Raw genomic sequence first — 16,174 nt, 5'->3', positions numbered from 1 at the left:
GCCATGCTGATCGACCTCGCGCCGGCTCCGGCGCGCACGCGCGACACCCGCGCGATCCCCTACGTCGTCGCCGCGGTCGCCTTCGCCGGGTACGCCGCCTGGTCGCTGCAGCGGCTCCGGACGTTCGACGCGAGCGGGTTCGACCTGGGGATCTTCGAACAGGCGGTGCGGTCCTACGCGCACGGGCACTGGCCGGTGTCGGACCTGCTCGGCGCGGACTACCCGACGCTCGGCGACCACTTCCACCCGATCCTGGCGCTGCTCGCGCCGTTCTACCTGCTCTGGCCGTCGCCGGCGTGCCTGCTGGTCGCGCAGGCCTTCCTGTTCGCGCTGTCCGCGGTGCCCGTGACGCGCTGCGCGGTTCGCGTGCTGGGCGTTCGCCGCGGTGCGGTCGTGGCCGTGGGGTACGTGCTGTCGTGGGGGCTGCTGTCCGCGGTGAACTTCGACTTCCACGAGGTCTGCTTCGCCGTCCCGATGGTGGCGTTCGCCGCGGAACACCTGCTGCGCGAACGGTGGCGGGCGGCGGTGTGGTGCGCGCTGCCGCTGGTGCTGGTCAAGGAGGACCTGCCGCTGACGCTCGCCGCGGTGGGCGTGGTCCTGGTGCTCAACCGGCAGCGACGGCTCGGCTGGGCGGTGGTCGTCTTCGGCGTGGCGACGTCGGCGCTGCTGGTGACGGTCGTGCTGCCGGCGTTGAATCCGGCCGGCGCCTACGCGCACAGCGGCGGCCTCAACCCCTTCGGCGGGTCGATCGTCAAGGTGTCGATGCTGCTGGCCCTGGTGGTGCCGACGGCGTTCACCGCGCTGCGATCGCCGGTGCTGCTGCTGGCGGTGCCGACGCTGCTGTGGCGGCTGGTCTCGGCGAACGACCGCTACTGGGGCATGGGCTACCACTACAGCGCGGTCCTGATGCCGATCGTGTTCCTCGCGGGCGTCCACGGCGCCCGGCGGCTCGCCCGGCTGCTCCCGGCGTGCGCGCTGGTGGCGGGGCTGGCTTCGCTGGGTCTGCAGGCGGCGCACCTGACGGACGGCGTCTGGACGCCGTCGCAGCGGGCCGGCATCGACACGGTCCTGGCGCGGATCCCCGACGGCGCGACGGTGCTGGCGTCGAACCGGCTGGCCCCGCGGCTGACGTCCCGCTGCACGGTCCTGTTCTTCGACGGCGTGACGAAGGAGCGGCCGGAGTGGGTGGTGGTGGCGAAGCCGGAGCAGTCCTGGCCGACGACGCTGGCCACGAAGGCGTTCGCTTTGGAAGGGCTGAAGAGCACGGGCTACCGGCGCGTCGACGAGACGGACTCCGTCGTGCTGCTCCACCGTGCGTAGAAAGGCCGCAGCGGTAACCGGCCAGTCGGGGGGCGTGCCGGCCGGTTACCGCCGCACCGAGAAAGAGGGAGCCACACGCCCGGAATGACGCGTGGCTCCCCGCTTCACCCGATCGAGTGACGGACTGGGCCGTTAGGCCGGATCGGCCAGGATGCCGTTCACGTAGGAACCCGGGTGGGTCGCCGCGTCCTGGCGAAGCACCGGCAGGTCCGACGGCCACTTTGCCGTCAGCGCCGTGGTGGAGCCCGGCGGGATCGTGTTCAGCTTCGTCGGCGTCCACGCGGGCTCACCGGCGGCCGGCTTCACGACCGTGATCGTCGCCGACGCCGTCGTCCCCGCGGTCACCTCGTTGTACTTCACGCCGTTGTCGACGCGCGGCAGGTGGTAGACCGGGCCGAACGTCGCGTCGTCCGGGCCGACCAGGTCGACGCCCGGCACGCCGTACAAGCCGCACGTGTGGTCCGTGGTGTTGCGGTAGGTCAGCGGGATGTCGAACTGGCCCGGCGCGTCGTTCTTCTCGGCCGGCTTGCCCAGCAGGACCTCCAGGTCCGCCGTGGTGCAGCGCGGCGTGCTCGTCGACGCCGTGGCCACCCCGCCACCGGACGCCCCCTGCGCCGCGGCCGGAGCCTGAGCCGGCGCATTGCCTCCAGCCGGAGCCGGGCTCGCCGACGTCGAACTACCGCACGCCGCCAGCGCGAAGGCCCCCGCCACCGTGCCGATCCCCATCAAGATGCGCTTCATGACATTCCTCCCTGTGTCGGAAAAGCTCAGCTGCTGACCGGCGTGACCTGCACCGTGTCGCCCTTCAGCGGCGCCCCGGCGGGCCATTCGACGCTCACCGGCTGGCCGAACGGGCCGGTCGGCAGGTCGAACGTCACGAACGTCGGCGAAGAAGGCGCGGCCGCCGAGCGCTGCACGATCCGCGACACGGCCGGGTGCCCCTCGCGCAGGTTCACCGGCACGGACTCACTTCCGTCCGGGGTCGCGGTGACCGGCAGCCGCTGCCCGCCGGCGATGAAGGTCAACGCGGTCGGCGCGCCTTCGAGCTTGCAGTTCGTCGTCGGCGAAGCCGCGGTGTAGGTGAGGACGTAGGCCTCGTGGCCGGCGGCGTTCGACGGGTCGGGCGCCACGGTCACGTGGACGTCCGACGCCCCGCACGGCGTGTCGCTCGGCATGGCGTTCGCGGCCCCGGCCGCCAGGACCAGCCCGCCGGCCGCCAGACCCCCGACGATCAGCGCGGTGACAGTTCGCTTCATGGTCATCCTCCCTCGTTCCGTGATCAACTGGACTCACAGTGAGAGATGCCCGGGGGCCGCCCGGGGATGCGCCGCGATGGGGTCGATCACCCGAAAGCAACCCCGGCGGGGGCCAGACGTCAAAACAGATGTCAGCTTCGGCCGAAGCAGACGAACGGCATCAGCGGTTCCGCCTGGGCCGCGTCGGCCAGGGCACGCGCAGGGGGCGTGCCCGCCGAGAGCGCCCGGTGGTAGGCCAGCATCACGCCGCCGGCCGTGCGGTCGTCGACCCGCGCCACGCTCGAGACGACCGTCCGGCTCCCGCCGTAGAGCAGCGCCGCCGTGAAGCCGAGGACCTCGTCGCCGTCGCGGACCACCGCCTGGCCGACGTCGCACGAAGACAGCACCACCTGCTCGGGCGCCGTCGAAAGCTGCTGGACGTCGTAGGCCATCAGCGGCCCGTCGGCCAGGTTCAGCCGGGAGAACAGCACGTTCTCCTGTTCGTGGTGGCCGTGGGCGGCGAAGTGCGCGAGGCGGCAGCCGTCGAACGCCTTGAGCGTCGCCGAGACCGTCGCGTCCGCACCCGTCAGCACCTCGGCCTCCGGGTAGAACGGCGCCAGCAATGAAACTTCGTCCTCGGCGTGGGTCAGGTCCGAGCCCGCCACCAGCAGCGGCGCCCCGGCCGCCCGGCGCGGACGGCGGCCGGCGTCGAGCCAGGCCGACGACGACGGCGTGACCGTCACCGGACGCCCGCGCAACGTCGGCAGCAGGCCCCACGGGATCGCCGAAAGCGCACCCGTCGGCACGACGACGACGTCGAGGTCGCCGAGCCGGGAAGCCAGCGGTGCCAGCAGGATCCCGTCCAGTGCGGTGACCTGCGTGCGCACCGAACGGCGGATGACCTGGTCGAGCTGCGGCGGCAGCTGGCGCCCGCACAACGCGTCGAGGTCGCTGTGCAACCGCGCGACCGGTTCGGCGACGGCCGACGCCGGGCCGAGCTCGATCAGCGCGACCCGGTGGTTCGCGATCACCTGCGCGCACAACGCGCCGTGGTCGGCGAGGAAGCAGACCATCGCGCTGCCGGTCTCCGCGAGCTCGTCGCCGACCTCGCGCAGCTTCGCTTCCGGGTGGTCGATGTCGGTGCCCTCGGCCTGCCAGCCCTTGGCGCGGATCTCGCGTTCCAGTGCGGCACAACGCTTCACGGCCTGGGTGTCCGGCTTCCCGGACAGCTCGCCCGCGCGGATCTGCATCGAGAGGTACCGCAGTTCGGCGACGGCGTCGACGGTCTCGGGGTGCGCGGGCGGGCGCACCGGCCGGAAGCGGAACGCCTGCGCGCGCGAGCGGTCGAGCCACCGGAACACGACGCCGGGCGAACGCTGGGCCAGCGCGGCGGCGAGGCCGGCGTCGGCGAGCTCCTTGCCCAGCGACGTCGTCGCGGTCTGCAGGTCGATGCTGCCGAACCGGCCGCGGTGGCGCTCCAGCTGCGTCAACCCGGCCCGCGCGTTCGCGAAGGTGATGCGCCGGTCGCCGCTCGCGGCACCGAGCTCGGCCAGCGCGAGCCGCCGCACCAGGCGGTTCTCCAGCGGCGCGGCCCGACGGTCGCGCGCGGCGATGCCCGCGCGGGCGCCGTCGAGGTCGCCCAGGACGATGCGCGCGCGGGCGGCCAGGAGCGCGGCGATTTCGGCGTCGTTGCGCAGGCCCAGCCCGGTGAGCCGGCCGGCCAGCGCGGTCGCTTCGGTGGCGACGCGGGCGATCCGCCGTCCGGCCGCGAAGTCCGCGCGCAGCACGGTCAGCTGCGCGACCGCCGCCCAGGTTTCGTTGCCCCGGCGACGAAAGCGGCGTTCGGCGCGGCCGGCCCAGCTCCGCGCGGTCGACGGCTCGCCGCTCGCCAGCGCGGCCAGGGCGCGGGTCAGCTCGGCTTCGGCGTGTTCCTGGTTCATCCGCAGCCGCGGGAACAGTTCCAGCGCGGCGTCGAGCTCGGCGGCGGCCTCCTGCGGCAGCCCGCCCGCGAGCAGCGCCCGGGCCTTGTCGACGGCCAGCACCGGCAGCATCCCGACGCTCTGTTCGGCGTAGAACCCGCTCGCCGCGTCGAAGTCCCGCAGCGCGCCCGGGATGTCGCCGGTGAGCACGCGGGCCTGCCCCCGCCCGTGGGCGGCCTTGGCGAAGATCCGGGCCAGGCCGTCTTCTTCGGGCTGGCCGGCACCGATCTGCTCGCACTGGTCGAGGTCGGCGAGCGCGAGCCGGACGCGCCCCGCGTACTGGTGCAGCATCGCGCGGTTGAGCAGCGTCCGGGCGAGCACGACGAACTCGCCGGCCTGCCGCAGCAGGGGGATCGCTTCGTCGAAGCACGTGAGGGCTTCGTCCATCCGGCCGATCAGGATGAAGACGAGACCCCGTTGCTGACGCAGGATCCCGCGCCCGGCGTCGGACACGAGGACGTCGGCTTCGTCGAGCAGCGCGAGCCCGCGGGTGCTGTTGCCCAGCGCGGTTTCGACGGCGGCGTACGTGCCGAGCACGCGCGTGGCGAGGTCGGGCCAGGACGGCCATTCCGGCGGCGGACGCGTGGCCGGCAGCCCGAGAAGCCGTGCGGCGGACCGGATCAGGCGGCCGCCGACCACGGGCTGGCCGTTGTTGGTCGCCGCGACCGCACGCCGATGCAGGTCGCGCACCCGGTCTTCCGCCCTCGGCGACGCGACCACAAGCTGCCCTTCCGGCCGGGGCCGTCCTCCTCGGCCGAGAAGGACGTCCCGGATCGTACCTCCGGGCTCGGGTGGTCCGGGAGTTCTCGCCGGATGGGCAGACTGCCGCTGCTGGTCGTGAGTGAGAAACAGTGTTCTAACCCTGTTTCTCACTCACGACCAGCCGCGGAAGACTCAGAGTTCGATCGCCGTGTGGTCGCTCGCCGCCGCCAAGCCCCGCGCCGCAACCGGACCGAGGCTCGCGGCTCGATGGCCGTGCTCACCACCCCCGACCGGCCGAGGTGCGGGCCGCCGGGCCCAAGAGCACCGGCGGCCGCTCGCACTCGTCGAACCGAGACCAGCACGAACCGGCCGGCGCCCCTCGCGCAGCGAAGCCGCGACCCGCCGACAACCGAACCCCGCCGCCGTCAGAGTTCGATGGCCGGCGTGCTCACCGTCCTCGACCGGCCCGCGGTCCGCACCAGCACCTGCACCATCCCGTGCGGTACCGCGCTCACCGCGAACCGCCCCTCCGAGTCCGATGTGGTCGTCAGGGGGCCGTTCGCGGTGCGGACCTCGATCGGGTGCTCGGCCGGCGGGGTCAGCCAGCCGTCCAGGCGCATCGTCCCGCTGGGCTCGGGGCTCACGTTCACCATGATCGTCAAGCTTTCGCTGTCGAACGTGATGAGCCGCCCCTGCTCCGCCGCACTGCGCGCGACGGGCATCCCCTCCTGTTCCCGGATGCGCATCACTTCGAGGTCGACGTCCTCCAGCTGGATCGCGAAGCGGATCTGCTCCACCAGCGTGGCGGGCATCGGGTCGGCGTCTTCCCACAGCTCGCGCAATCCGGTCAGCAGCCGGAAGTCGAGCTCGTCCAAGGGCTCGTTCGCGCCGGGTGGTTCGACGGTGGTCACAGCCAATCTCCTTCGCCGTTGGCGAGTAGCTGCTCGCGCAGGCGCGCGAGGCAACGTCCCCTTGTCGGGCCGATACTCCCCCTCGGCATTCCCAGCCGGGCGCCCACTTCGGCGTAGTCCGGCCGGTGCACGAACGCCACGATCCGCAGCAAGCTGCGGCAGCGTTCGGGCAAGGTGTCGACCGCACGCCACAAACGAGCGCGCTGGTCGTCGCGCAGCACCCCCTCCTCGGGTGCCGGTGACGCTTCGGACAGCCGCTCCGGAAGCTCCGGCAGCGGCCGCTCGACCTGGCGTTTTTCCCCAGCCCGCCAGGCCTCCCGCTTCGTCACGGTGATCAGCCAGCCGGTCAGCGCGACCGGCGAGCGGATCTCCGCGAAGGAGCCGAGCAGGCGCAGCCACGTCGTCTGCACGACGTCGGCGGCCTGATCGGCGTCCAGACCCTGATCACGCGCGACCTGCCAGAGCAGCGGCGTGAGCAGGGAAACCAGTTCGTCCAGCGCCGCGCGGTCGCCCTCCCGCGCGGCGTCGAACAGTGCCGCTACCCGGCTGTGGTCGGTCTTGGCCACGGTCACAGCGAGCCCAGCGCGGTCCAAGCGCGCTTGACGACGGTGTCGCGGTCGACCGTGGCCAGATCGCCGGACTGGAACAGGGCCTTGGCGATCTCCGCGGCGGCGAGCGGCGCGGCGAACGACGTCCCGTCCCAGACCGCGAAACCGGCGCTGTAGTCGTCCGGGTCGAAGGAGTTGCGGCCGGGCAGCTCGTGGTCGGCGGCCGCGCTGCCGCGGACGTCGGTCGGGTAGGTGCTGACGACGCCGGCGCCGGTCGCCCAGCACTTCACCCACGGGCCTTCGTTGGAGAACAGCGCCTTGCTGGTGCCGACGTCGGGGTTGAGCGCGCCGACGCTGATCACCTGCGGGCCGCAGCCGCTGCCGAGCGGCTGGTCGGCGAAGGCCGCCGGGTAGAAGCGGCGGGTGGTGGCGTCGTTGCCCGCGGCCGCGACGACCAGCACGCCCAGGCCGAGCAGGTCCGCGATGGCCGCGCCGAACTGGCCGGTGAAGGCGACGTCCGCCGGGTCTTCGACGTAGTAGCCCATCGAGATCGAGACGACGTCGACCATGTCCTGGGGCCGGTTGTTCGCCTGCGCGTTCCGGACGCGGTCGGCGAGCAGGTGCAGCGCCAGCAGCACGTCGGCCTCGTACGCGACGCCGTCGCTGTGCACGACGCGGATCGCGAGCGTGTCGGCTTCGGGGCAGGCCTGCCGGATGATGCCGGCGATGAACAGGCCGTGCCCGGTGTCGGTGTCGACGTCGCCGATCAGCGGCTGGCCGGTCGTCGGCGCGTCCCAGTAGTCCTCGAGGAACTGGGTCGGCAGCGTGGTGCCGGAGTCCTGCTCGGCCTGCAGGATCGCGGCCTGGATGCCAGGGGCGACGGTGAGGCCGGAGCCGGCGGGCGGCGGGCCGCCGCGGTCGGCCATCCCGAACCAGCGGTGCGGGCCGATGCCGGTGTCGAGCACGGCGACGACCGGGCGCCGGTGCGCGGGCTTCTTGCTGCGGTAGGGCGGGTCCGCGGCGAGCGTCACCGGGATCCGGTTGGCGCCGTGGGTGCGCCCGTACGAGCTGCCCGCGCCGAACCCGCTGGTCTCCCACGGCGTGCCGCCGAGGCCGCTGGTCTCCCACGGCACCCCGCCGAACACCGGCGAGGTGAAGAGCAGGTGCTCGACGGAGACGTTCCGGACGATCTCCGGGTCGATCTCGGGCTTCTCCCCCGAAGCGGCCGACCGCAGCAGCTGCAGCGCCTTCCAGCAGTCGACGACGACGGGGTCGGAGTCCTCGCGGACCTGCAGCAGGGCGCGGACGGGCAGGTCGTCGAGCTGGCGGGCGCGGCCGTAGCCCTTGCTGTCGTCACTGCGGTCGGCCGGCACGGCGTAGATGCCGATGCGGGCGAGCACGCGGTTGATCGCGCCCAGGCTCTCCTGGTCGCGCAGGTACCGGTTGGGGAGCAGGAAGGTGCCCGGCCGGTAGACGGTGGTGCGCGGGACCGGCTGCCCGGCGGCGACGACCGCCGTCGCCGGGTCGAGCACCCGCGCGCCGTGGCGGTCGAGCAGCTGCCTGGGCGGGGTCGGGAGCTCGTTGAGCGTGCTCGCGTCCTCTGCCGCTGCTGCCGCTGCCGCGGTCTCGTCTCGCACGAACTTGACGACCATCGGGTCCACCCTCCGCCATTGATCACTGATGGCACCCGGGAAAGACCGGTGAGCCGCCACCGGGATACGACACTGACATCACGAATGGGTAACGACGACGGCAAACGGGTGACGACGTATCTGGCGGGACCACCTCACCCACTTGGCCGTCCGTAGGTCACGGATCGAACGGATCGAGTCGGGGAGATCAGCATGGTTCCGCTCCGGGTGAGCGCGCAGGAGGCAAGCCGGCCCGCGCCGGCGCGGGGGCTGGGCGGTGTGTTCACGCCGGAACCCGCGACCGGCGGGGGCAGCTTCGCCGTGCCGCTCGACCTGCCACCGGGTCCCGGCGGCGTCGCGCCCGCGCTGGCACTGCGCTACACCACCGGCGCGCCGAACGGCGCCTTCGGCGGCGGGTTCGCGCTGCCGCTGCCGCACGTCCGGCTGGCCGGCGGCCACGCTCGCGCCGGCGACGAGGGCCGGCTCGCCCGCCGGGGCGACGGCTTCGTGCTGACCACCCGGTCGGGGGTCCGGCACGTCCTCGGCACGACCGACGGCGGCCGGGCCGCCGGTTCCGCCTGGTACCTCGAACGGACCGAGGACGCGTTCGGCAACGCCGTGGCGTTCGACTGGGCGCACCACACCGGGCAGGCGTACCTCGCGCGTGTGTCCTACGGACCGTACGAAGTGGACTTCACGTACGAGCCGCGGCCGGACGTCCTGCGCTGGGGCCGCAGCGGCACCCTCGTGACGACGGCGCTGCGGTGCGCCCGGGTCGACCTGCGGGTGCCCGCGGACGCGCGGCCGCTCGTCCGGCGCTGGCGCTTCGGCTACGACGAAGACGACTTCACCGGCGCGTCCCTGTTGACGTCGGTCGCGCTCACCGGGTTCGACGCGCACGGCGGCGAGGCGGCCGCGCCGATGCTGCGGCTGGCCTACGCCCGCACGGAACCGCCGGCCCCCCAGCGGGTCCAGCGCGCCGCGAAGGCGCGGACCGGCGGCAGTGTGCTGCTGCTCGACGACGCCGTGCCGTACTTCTCCCTGGAGGCCGCCGGCCTGCCGCGCACCGGGCGGCTGAGCGAGATCGACAACGGGATCGGGCTGCGCACGTCGGTCGAGTACGCGACCGTCGAGACGGTTCCGGTCGTCCGGCGCGTCACGCGGCGCGAAACGGTCACCGGGCAGGCCGGCGTGACCGAGTTCGAGTACCACGACAGCCGGACCGCCGGCTTCGGCCGCGTCGTCCAGGACGAGCTCGGCGACGAGTACGCGCCCACGCTGCGGACCGTGCGCTGGTTCGGCGACGGCGGCCTGCTGGACAAGGAAGAGATCTACGGCCTCGACGGCTCCGACGAAGAGGATCGGCCGTACCGCCGGGTGGAGCACGCTCGCCGTCCTCAGTGGACGCGTTCGGTCGCGACCGTCTTCGAGCGCCGGGAGCGGCCGGTCTCGGTCACCACGACGGAGACGGCCTTCGACGCCGCCGGCAACCCCGTCCGGGAGGTCGAGACGACCAAGCGGCCCGGCCGCGAACCGGCCGTCCGCGAGACGCGCACGACGTACGCGACCGCCCCCGAGCGCCGGTTCATCGCGCTGCCCGCCCGCGTGCGCGAGCTGGACGGCGGCGGGAAAGTGCGGTCCGACAAGGTGTTCCGCTACGACGAGCGGCCCGACGGCCACGCCGGGTCCCACGGCCTGCTCACCGCGCGGGAGGAGCTGGTGCTCACCGACGCGCTCGTCACCGACGTCTACGGCTCGCACCCGCCGGACTTCCGCCACCACGGCTACCACCGCAGGCCCGGCGAGGACGGCTGGTGGACGACGACGTTCCACGGGCGGCTCGACACGGTCGCCGGGCTGCGCACCACGACGACCGGCCCGCACGGCCACACCCACGAGGTGCGCTACTCCGCCGACCGGTGCTTCCCCGAGGTCGTCTCGGACCCGCTCGGGAACGTGACGTCGACGCGGTACGACGTCCGCACGGCGCGCGTGTGCGAGGTGGTCGACCCGGCGGGCGCGGTGACCACGGTGACGCTCGATCCGTTGGGGCGTCCCGAAACCGTGGTGCGGCCGGGCGACTCGGCGGACCTGCCGACCGTCCGGTACCGCTACGACGGGGCGCGGGTCACCACCGAGCAGCGGGCCGTGTCCGGCGAGGCGGAGGTGCTCGTGACGGCGGAGCTGCGTGACGGCGCGGGCCGGCTGCTGCAGCGCCGGCACGCCGAGCTGCTCGGCGACGTCGTCGACGAGCACCACGAGTACTGCGCGCGCGGCCTGGTGTGCCGCACGAGCCGGGCCTTCCGCGACGGCGAGCGCCCGGTCGCTCACGAAGAATTCCGCTACGACGCACTGGGCCGTCCGCTGAACGGCGAAAGCCCCGAAGAGCACCCTCACGGTGTGCGGGACCTGCTCGGGCGGGAGCTGCGGGACGCCGAGGGCGCGGTGCACGCGCGGGACGCCGCCGGCAACCCGGTCGAGACGCGGACGGCGGGCGGCCACACGGTGTACCGCGTGCACGACGCGGCCGACCGCGTGGTGGCGGTGCTGGTCGACGACCCGGGCGGTACCCCGGTCACGACGTTCACCTACCACGACGGCGGGCTCCCGGTGCCGCTCGAAGCGGGGCCGCACAGCTGCGGGCGGCTGGTGCGCGTCGCCGACGAATCCGGCGTGACGCTGTTCGGCTACGACGCGCTCGGCCACCCGGTCGAGCGGCGCTGGCGGCCGGCGCACGTGGCCGTCGAGTACCGGCTGGACGTCGTGCGCCGCGCGGACGGGCGACTGTCCGAAGTGGTCTACCCCGACGCCGGCGACGGGCGGCTGACCGTCCACCACCAGTACGACGAGGTCGGGCGGCTGGTCAGCGTGCCCGGTTTCATCGACTCCGTCCAGTACGACCTGCACGGCCGCCGCACCGCGGTGCACCACGCGAACGGTGTCAGCGAGCTCTTCGCCCCGGTGCACGTCATCACGGGCCCGGGCGGCCTGCTGCACGAGGTCGTGGCGCGGGAGCCGGGGGAACCGCGGGCGGGCAGCGAGATCCGCGACGCGTTCGGCCGGCTGCGCGGGGTCCACGGCGACGACGGCGTCAACGCGCTGTACGGCTACGACCACAGCGGCCGCCGGGTCCGCACGCTGATCACCAACGGCACGCGCATCCACGAGGTCCTGACCCCGGACGACCTGTACGCGGTCGAGGACGGCGAGCTGGTGGCGGTGGTGGCGGGCACGGTCCGCCGCTACGCGGACGACCGCCGGCACCACCTGCACTTCGACACGGCCGACACCATCGCCCTGGTCACCGACGAGACCGGCGCGGTCGTGAGTGGGAAACAGGGTTAGAACACTGTTTCCCACTCACGACAGCCTCAGTCCAGCACCGCCAGGTCGAGCCGCTCGAGCCGCGCCGGGTCGGCGAGGATGTCGATCTCCACGATGCGCCCGCCGGCGACCGTGAAGCCCAGCACCGAGAACGGCCGCCCGTCGCGGGTGCCGACCACGCCCGCCGCGCCGTTGACCAGCGCCCGGCGGACCGTCCCGCCGCCCGCGCCGAGGCGGGAGAACGTCAGCGCCTGGTTCGCCACCGCCGCCGGGCCGCGCACCTCGACCGAGCCGCCCGTCGCACCGCGGTCGGCGCGCAGCACGACCTCCGGGTCGAGGACCGAGACCAGCGCGTCGAAGTCACCGCCGCGGGCCGCCGCCAGGAAGGCGTCGACGACTTCGCGCTGCCGGGCGAGGTCCGGGTCCGGCGCCACCGGGGCGCCTTGGACCCGCCGCCGGGCCCGGCTCGCGAGCTGCCGGGTCGCCGCTTCGGACCGGCCGACGATCGGCGCGATCTCCTCGAACGGCATCGCGAACATGTCCCGCAGCACGAACGCCAGCCGCTCGCCCGGCGTGAGCGTGTCGAGCACGACGAGCAGCGCGAGCCCGACCGAGTCCGCCATCAGCGCCTGGTGCTCGGGGCCGACGTCGTCGCGGCTGATGATCGGATCCGGCACCAGGACGTCCCACGGCTCCTCGCGCCGGGCCTTGCGCGAACGCAGCATGTCGAGGCAGACGCGCCCGACGACCGTGGTCAGCCAGCCGCCCAGGTTCTCGACGGCGGCCGAGTCGCTCCGGCTCAGGCGCAGCCACGACTCCTGGACGGCGTCCTCGGCCTCGGTCAGCGAACCCAGCATCCGGTAGGCGACGGACCGCAGGTGGTCGCGGTGCGTCTCGAAGCTCTCGGCCAGCAGATCGTCGTTCACGGGTCGTCCTTTCGCGTACGTCACCACCTTGACGTCTCGCGCCGGAGGATTGTGACAGATCGGACGACTGGGTACCGCTGAGCGGTATCCACCCTTGACGTACGATATATGACCGCATAATCATCGGACCTCTCCGACGAAGGAGTGGCCATGAGAGTCCGAGCCTGCCTCGCCGCGGTCATCGTGCTGCTGGCGAGCCTGGTCACCCCCGCGAACGCCGAACTGTTCAACCCGCGCCAGGACTGGCTGCGGGCGTCGACGGCCGGGCTGTTCCTGCACTGGGGGATGTTCACCGCGCCGCGGCACACCGACTGCGCCGCCTGGGAGCACGACGTCACCGCCGGCGGCTGGACGCCGGACTACTGGATCGACGAGGCGACGAAGCTCGGCGCGTCCTACGTCGTCCTCACCACCTTCCACAGCCGGCTGGGCTACGCGCGGCCGTGGCCGTCGAAGGTCCCCGGCAGCTGCTCGACGCAGCGCGACTTCCTCGGCGAGCTGATCGCCGCCGGCAAGGCCAAGGGCGTCCGCGTGATGCTCTACATGACCGACGACCCCCAGTGGCACAACGAAACCGGCCACGAGTCGCTCGACTCGGCCGGCTACTCGGCGTACAAGGGGCACCCCGTCGACCTGACGACGCGCCCGGGCTTCGGCGAGTTCAGCTACGACCTGTTCGACGAGGTCATGGACCGTTACTCCGACCTCGCCGGCTTCTGGATCGACAACGACAACGAGTACTGGGAGCAGCACGGGCTCTACGAGCACATCCGCGAGAAGCGGCCGTCCTGGTTGCTGAGCAACAACAACGAAGACACGCCCATCATGGACACGGTCAGCAACGAGCAGAAGACCGGCATGACGCCGTCGTACGACTACCCGCAGGCGATCTACACGCCGATGCCGCGGCTCACCGAGGCCGACTACAAGCTGCCGACCAACGGCGACTGGTGGTACAGCGGCGGCGACCAGGCCGTCGATGTCCGGCTCTCCACCGGCCGCTACATCACGAACGCGGGCTCGTCGATCAAGTCGCTGATGGCCGAAACCGCCATGCTGAACGGGAAGTTCCCGCCACAGCAGGAGGCGTTCAACACCTTCATGGCGTCCTGGACGCAGCCGATCAAGGAGTCGCTGCAGGGCACCGAAGGCGGCGGCTACATGTACGGCGGCATGCAGCCCGGCTTCTGGAACGACGGCGCGCACGGCGTGATCACCGTCAAGCCCGGCGCGAAGACGCAGTACGTGCACGTCGTCACGCGGCCGTCGACGAACCTGGTCCGCCTGCGCGACAACGGATACCGCGTCACCGGCGTGTCCGACGTGCGCACTGGCAAGCCGATGAAGTTCGCCCAGTCCGGCGGCTATCTGTCCATTCTGGACATCAAGGACTGGGACACCTACGACACGGTGTTCAAAGTGGACACTGCCGGTCAGCAGTACTTCTACGACAAGAGCACGATCAAGGCGACCGCGTCGGCGTCCGCACCCGGGCACCCCGCGTCGAACCTCACCGACGGCAGCTACCTGAACTACTGGGACGCGGGCGGGCAGCAGCCGGTGTCCGTGACGCTCGACCTGGGCAAGAAGCGGTCGACAGCGTACCTGGCAGTGCACGAGCGCGAGTCGTCGCCGACGGCCGCGCGCGAGTCCTTCGGCCGCGCCGAGGACTCCGCGCGGATCAAGGACTACCGCGTCTACGCCAGTGACGACGGGACGAACTGGGGCACGCCGGTCCGCACCGGCGCCCTGCCGAGCACCCGCGGCGTGCAGTTCGTCGACGTCGGCGAGGTGCACGCGCGGTACCTCAAGCTCGAGGTGCTGAACACGTGGTCCGGCCCGCAGGCCAAGCCGTTCTTCCACCAGCTCGCGCTCGACGAGATCGACGTCGCCTACGGCTACCCCGACCCCCGCGGCGAGGTGCCGCTGGAAGCGGAGTCGTGGCGCAACGGCTTCGAGGGCAAGGCGTCGCCGGTGTGGTGCGAGGCGTGCTCGGGCACGGCCGCGGTCACCGGGCTCGACCGCGGCGCGGTCACCTTCCGCGGCGTCCAGGCGTCGGGTCCGTCCCGGCTGCAGCTCGACACGACCGGGCCGGGCACGCTCGCGGTGAGCGTGAACGGCGCCGCGCCGATCACCGTCAGCGCTCCGGCGGCGATCGCCGTGCCGCTGAACGCCGGCGCCAACACGATCAAGGTGTCCGGGACCGTGGGTCTCGACCGGATCGCGGTGGCACCGCTGCCACCCGAGTCGTACACGCCCAAGACGACCTTGACCGTGGAACCCGCTGGTGTGCAATGGGTTTCGCCGGGTCAGCAAGCGCTGAAGGTCACCGCCTCCCTGCGGCTCGACGTCGACGACCCGCTCGACCAGGTCTCGCTGGCCCCGGTCGTCCCGGCGGGCTGGACGCTCGAGGGTGCCCCCGTGACCGCGTCGCACCTGCGGCTCGGTCAGGTCCTGAGTGGATCGTGGACGGTGACGGCCCCGGCCGCCCAGGACGTGACCATCCCGGTGACGGCGTCGTTCACGACACTCGGCCGCGCGAAGACGGTGAGCAAGCCGGTGCAGGTGAAGCAGCGCCCGGCCGGCCGTGTGTTCATGCGCGAGGCGGAGGACTCGGCCAACGACATCGGCGACGCCGGCGTCACGAGCTGTTCGCCGTGCTCGGGCGGGCAGAAGGTGCGCAACATCGGCGGCGGCGCGGGGGCGGCGGTGACGTTCCCGGCGGTGACGGTGGCCGCGGCCGGGCAGTACACGCTCTACCTCGACTTCACCGTCAACGGCGACCGGTCGTACTTCGTGTCGGTGAACGGCGGCGCGCCGGTGGAGGTGAAGGTCAGCGGCGTCGGCAACAGCACGCCGTACACCACGTCGGTCCCGGTGACGCTGAACGCGGGCGCCAATACGATCCGGATCGGCAACGACCGCGCGGGCGCTCCGGACCTGGACCGGATTTCACTGGGTTAGCTCCCTCAGCACCCGGGCCGGGTCGACGTCGACGGCACGGCCCGGGTCCCCGCCCGCCGCACTCCAGGCGACGGAGACCCACAGCTCGGCGTAGTCCCCTCGCTCGACCCCGGGCAGCTGCCAGGTGAGCCGCGCACCATCGGCCTCGACGGCATCGGCGAGCTGCCCCGACCAGTAGGGCGGCACGTGCTGCCCGTCCCGGGAACAGCGAAGCAGCTTTTCGGCATCGGGACCGCCGACGCTCACCACGGCGTCGGCGGTCCCGACGGTGAAGGTGCCGTCGCCGGCCCGGACGTCCTCGGGTGGTGCGTCCAGCTCCGCCTGGACGGCGAACTCGCTGAGCGTTTCCCGGGCCAGGACGCGGAAGATCGTGGTCTCCCGGGTGACACCGGACTGCTCGGCGGCGGTGGCCCCGGAGAGCACGTCGAGCCGGACGGACCGGTGCCGCCACCGGCACAGCCGCGCACCCGAGTCGAGGCCCCAGGTGTGTTCGGGTTTCGCGGGCACGTCCCACCCACCGACCCGGACGGCGAACCGCACATCACCGAGCGGAGTGACGACATCGAGCGCCCGCGGAGGTGTCCGTGACAGGACTTCGGTGTCCAGCATGCAGTGATCCTTACCCCGCACCGAG

The 16,174-nt window shown here is 72.7% G+C and carries 11 protein-coding genes; 3 read left to right on the top strand and 8 right to left on the bottom strand.

What is annotated here, in order from left to right:
* Positions 1-3: 3 nt before the first annotated feature.
* Positions 4-1,320, top strand: coding sequence for a DUF2079 domain-containing protein (locus ACZ7OU_RS10170; RefSeq protein WP_470254846.1), 1,317 nt, complete (start codon positions 4-6; stop codon positions 1,318-1,320).
* Positions 1,321-1,452: 132 nt separating this feature from the next.
* Here the strand turns inward: ACZ7OU_RS10170 and ACZ7OU_RS10165 are convergent, their stop codons facing one another.
* The 6 genes from ACZ7OU_RS10165 to ACZ7OU_RS10140 form a co-directional block, all read right to left on the bottom strand.
* Complete coding sequence (locus tag ACZ7OU_RS10165; protein WP_470254845.1) at positions 1,453-2,061, bottom strand: DUF4232 domain-containing protein; 609 nt, start codon at positions 2,059-2,061, stop codon at positions 1,453-1,455.
* Between the two features lie 26 nt (positions 2,062-2,087).
* Positions 2,088-2,576 carry a DUF4232 domain-containing protein gene (locus tag ACZ7OU_RS10160; protein ID WP_470254844.1) on the bottom strand — a complete coding sequence of 163 codons (489 nt, stop codon included), beginning with the start codon at positions 2,574-2,576 and terminating at the stop codon, positions 2,088-2,090.
* 131 nt (positions 2,577-2,707) lie between these two features.
* Positions 2,708-5,224 carry a CHAT domain-containing protein gene (locus ACZ7OU_RS10155; protein ID WP_470254843.1) on the bottom strand — a complete coding sequence of 839 codons (2,517 nt, stop codon included), beginning with the start codon at positions 5,222-5,224 and terminating at the stop codon, positions 2,708-2,710.
* 437 nt (positions 5,225-5,661) lie between these two features.
* The gene (locus tag ACZ7OU_RS10150) at positions 5,662-6,147 is read right to left on the bottom strand and encodes a hypothetical protein (protein WP_470242274.1); all 486 of its coding nucleotides are present in this window, start codon (positions 6,145-6,147) and stop codon (positions 5,662-5,664) included.
* Complete coding sequence (locus ACZ7OU_RS10145; protein WP_470242275.1) at positions 6,144-6,719, bottom strand: RNA polymerase sigma factor; 576 nt, start codon at positions 6,717-6,719, stop codon at positions 6,144-6,146. Before ACZ7OU_RS10145 ends, ACZ7OU_RS10150 begins: the two co-directional genes overlap by 4 nt.
* Positions 6,716-8,347: a S8 family serine peptidase gene (locus ACZ7OU_RS10140; protein WP_470254842.1), complete on the bottom strand. Its 1,632-nt coding sequence runs from the start codon at positions 8,345-8,347 to the stop codon at positions 6,716-6,718. The genes ACZ7OU_RS10145 and ACZ7OU_RS10140 overlap by 4 nt, the downstream gene beginning before the upstream one ends.
* Before the next feature lie 192 nt (positions 8,348-8,539).
* Here ACZ7OU_RS10140 and ACZ7OU_RS10135 point away from each other — a divergent pair, with 192 nt between their 5' ends.
* Positions 8,540-11,671 (top strand): SpvB/TcaC N-terminal domain-containing protein, encoded by a 3,132-nt coding sequence (locus ACZ7OU_RS10135; protein WP_470254841.1) that lies wholly within the window; start codon positions 8,540-8,542, stop codon positions 11,669-11,671.
* Between the two features lie 26 nt (positions 11,672-11,697).
* Here ACZ7OU_RS10135 and ACZ7OU_RS10130 read toward each other — a convergent pair whose 3' ends face one another.
* Positions 11,698-12,576 (bottom strand): sigma-70 family RNA polymerase sigma factor, encoded by an 879-nt coding sequence (locus ACZ7OU_RS10130; protein ID WP_470242287.1) that lies wholly within the window; start codon positions 12,574-12,576, stop codon positions 11,698-11,700.
* A gap of 150 nt (positions 12,577-12,726) precedes the next feature.
* Here ACZ7OU_RS10130 and ACZ7OU_RS10125 point away from each other — a divergent pair, with 150 nt between their 5' ends.
* Positions 12,727-15,540: an alpha-L-fucosidase gene (locus ACZ7OU_RS10125; protein WP_470254840.1), complete on the top strand. Its 2,814-nt coding sequence runs from the start codon at positions 12,727-12,729 to the stop codon at positions 15,538-15,540.
* On the opposite strand, the gene ACZ7OU_RS10120 is transcribed toward ACZ7OU_RS10125, so the two are convergent.
* Positions 15,529-16,149: a hypothetical protein gene (locus tag ACZ7OU_RS10120; RefSeq protein WP_470254839.1), complete on the bottom strand. Its 621-nt coding sequence runs from the start codon at positions 16,147-16,149 to the stop codon at positions 15,529-15,531. The two genes, ACZ7OU_RS10125 and ACZ7OU_RS10120, sit on opposite strands and share 12 nt — an antisense overlap.
* Positions 16,150-16,174: the final 25 nt, after the last annotated feature.

It is taken from the genome of Amycolatopsis sp. NPDC114505 (assembly GCF_055633615.1).
Note: the sequence above shows the minus strand (reverse complement) of the source record. Positions and strands in the feature narration are given on the sequence as shown.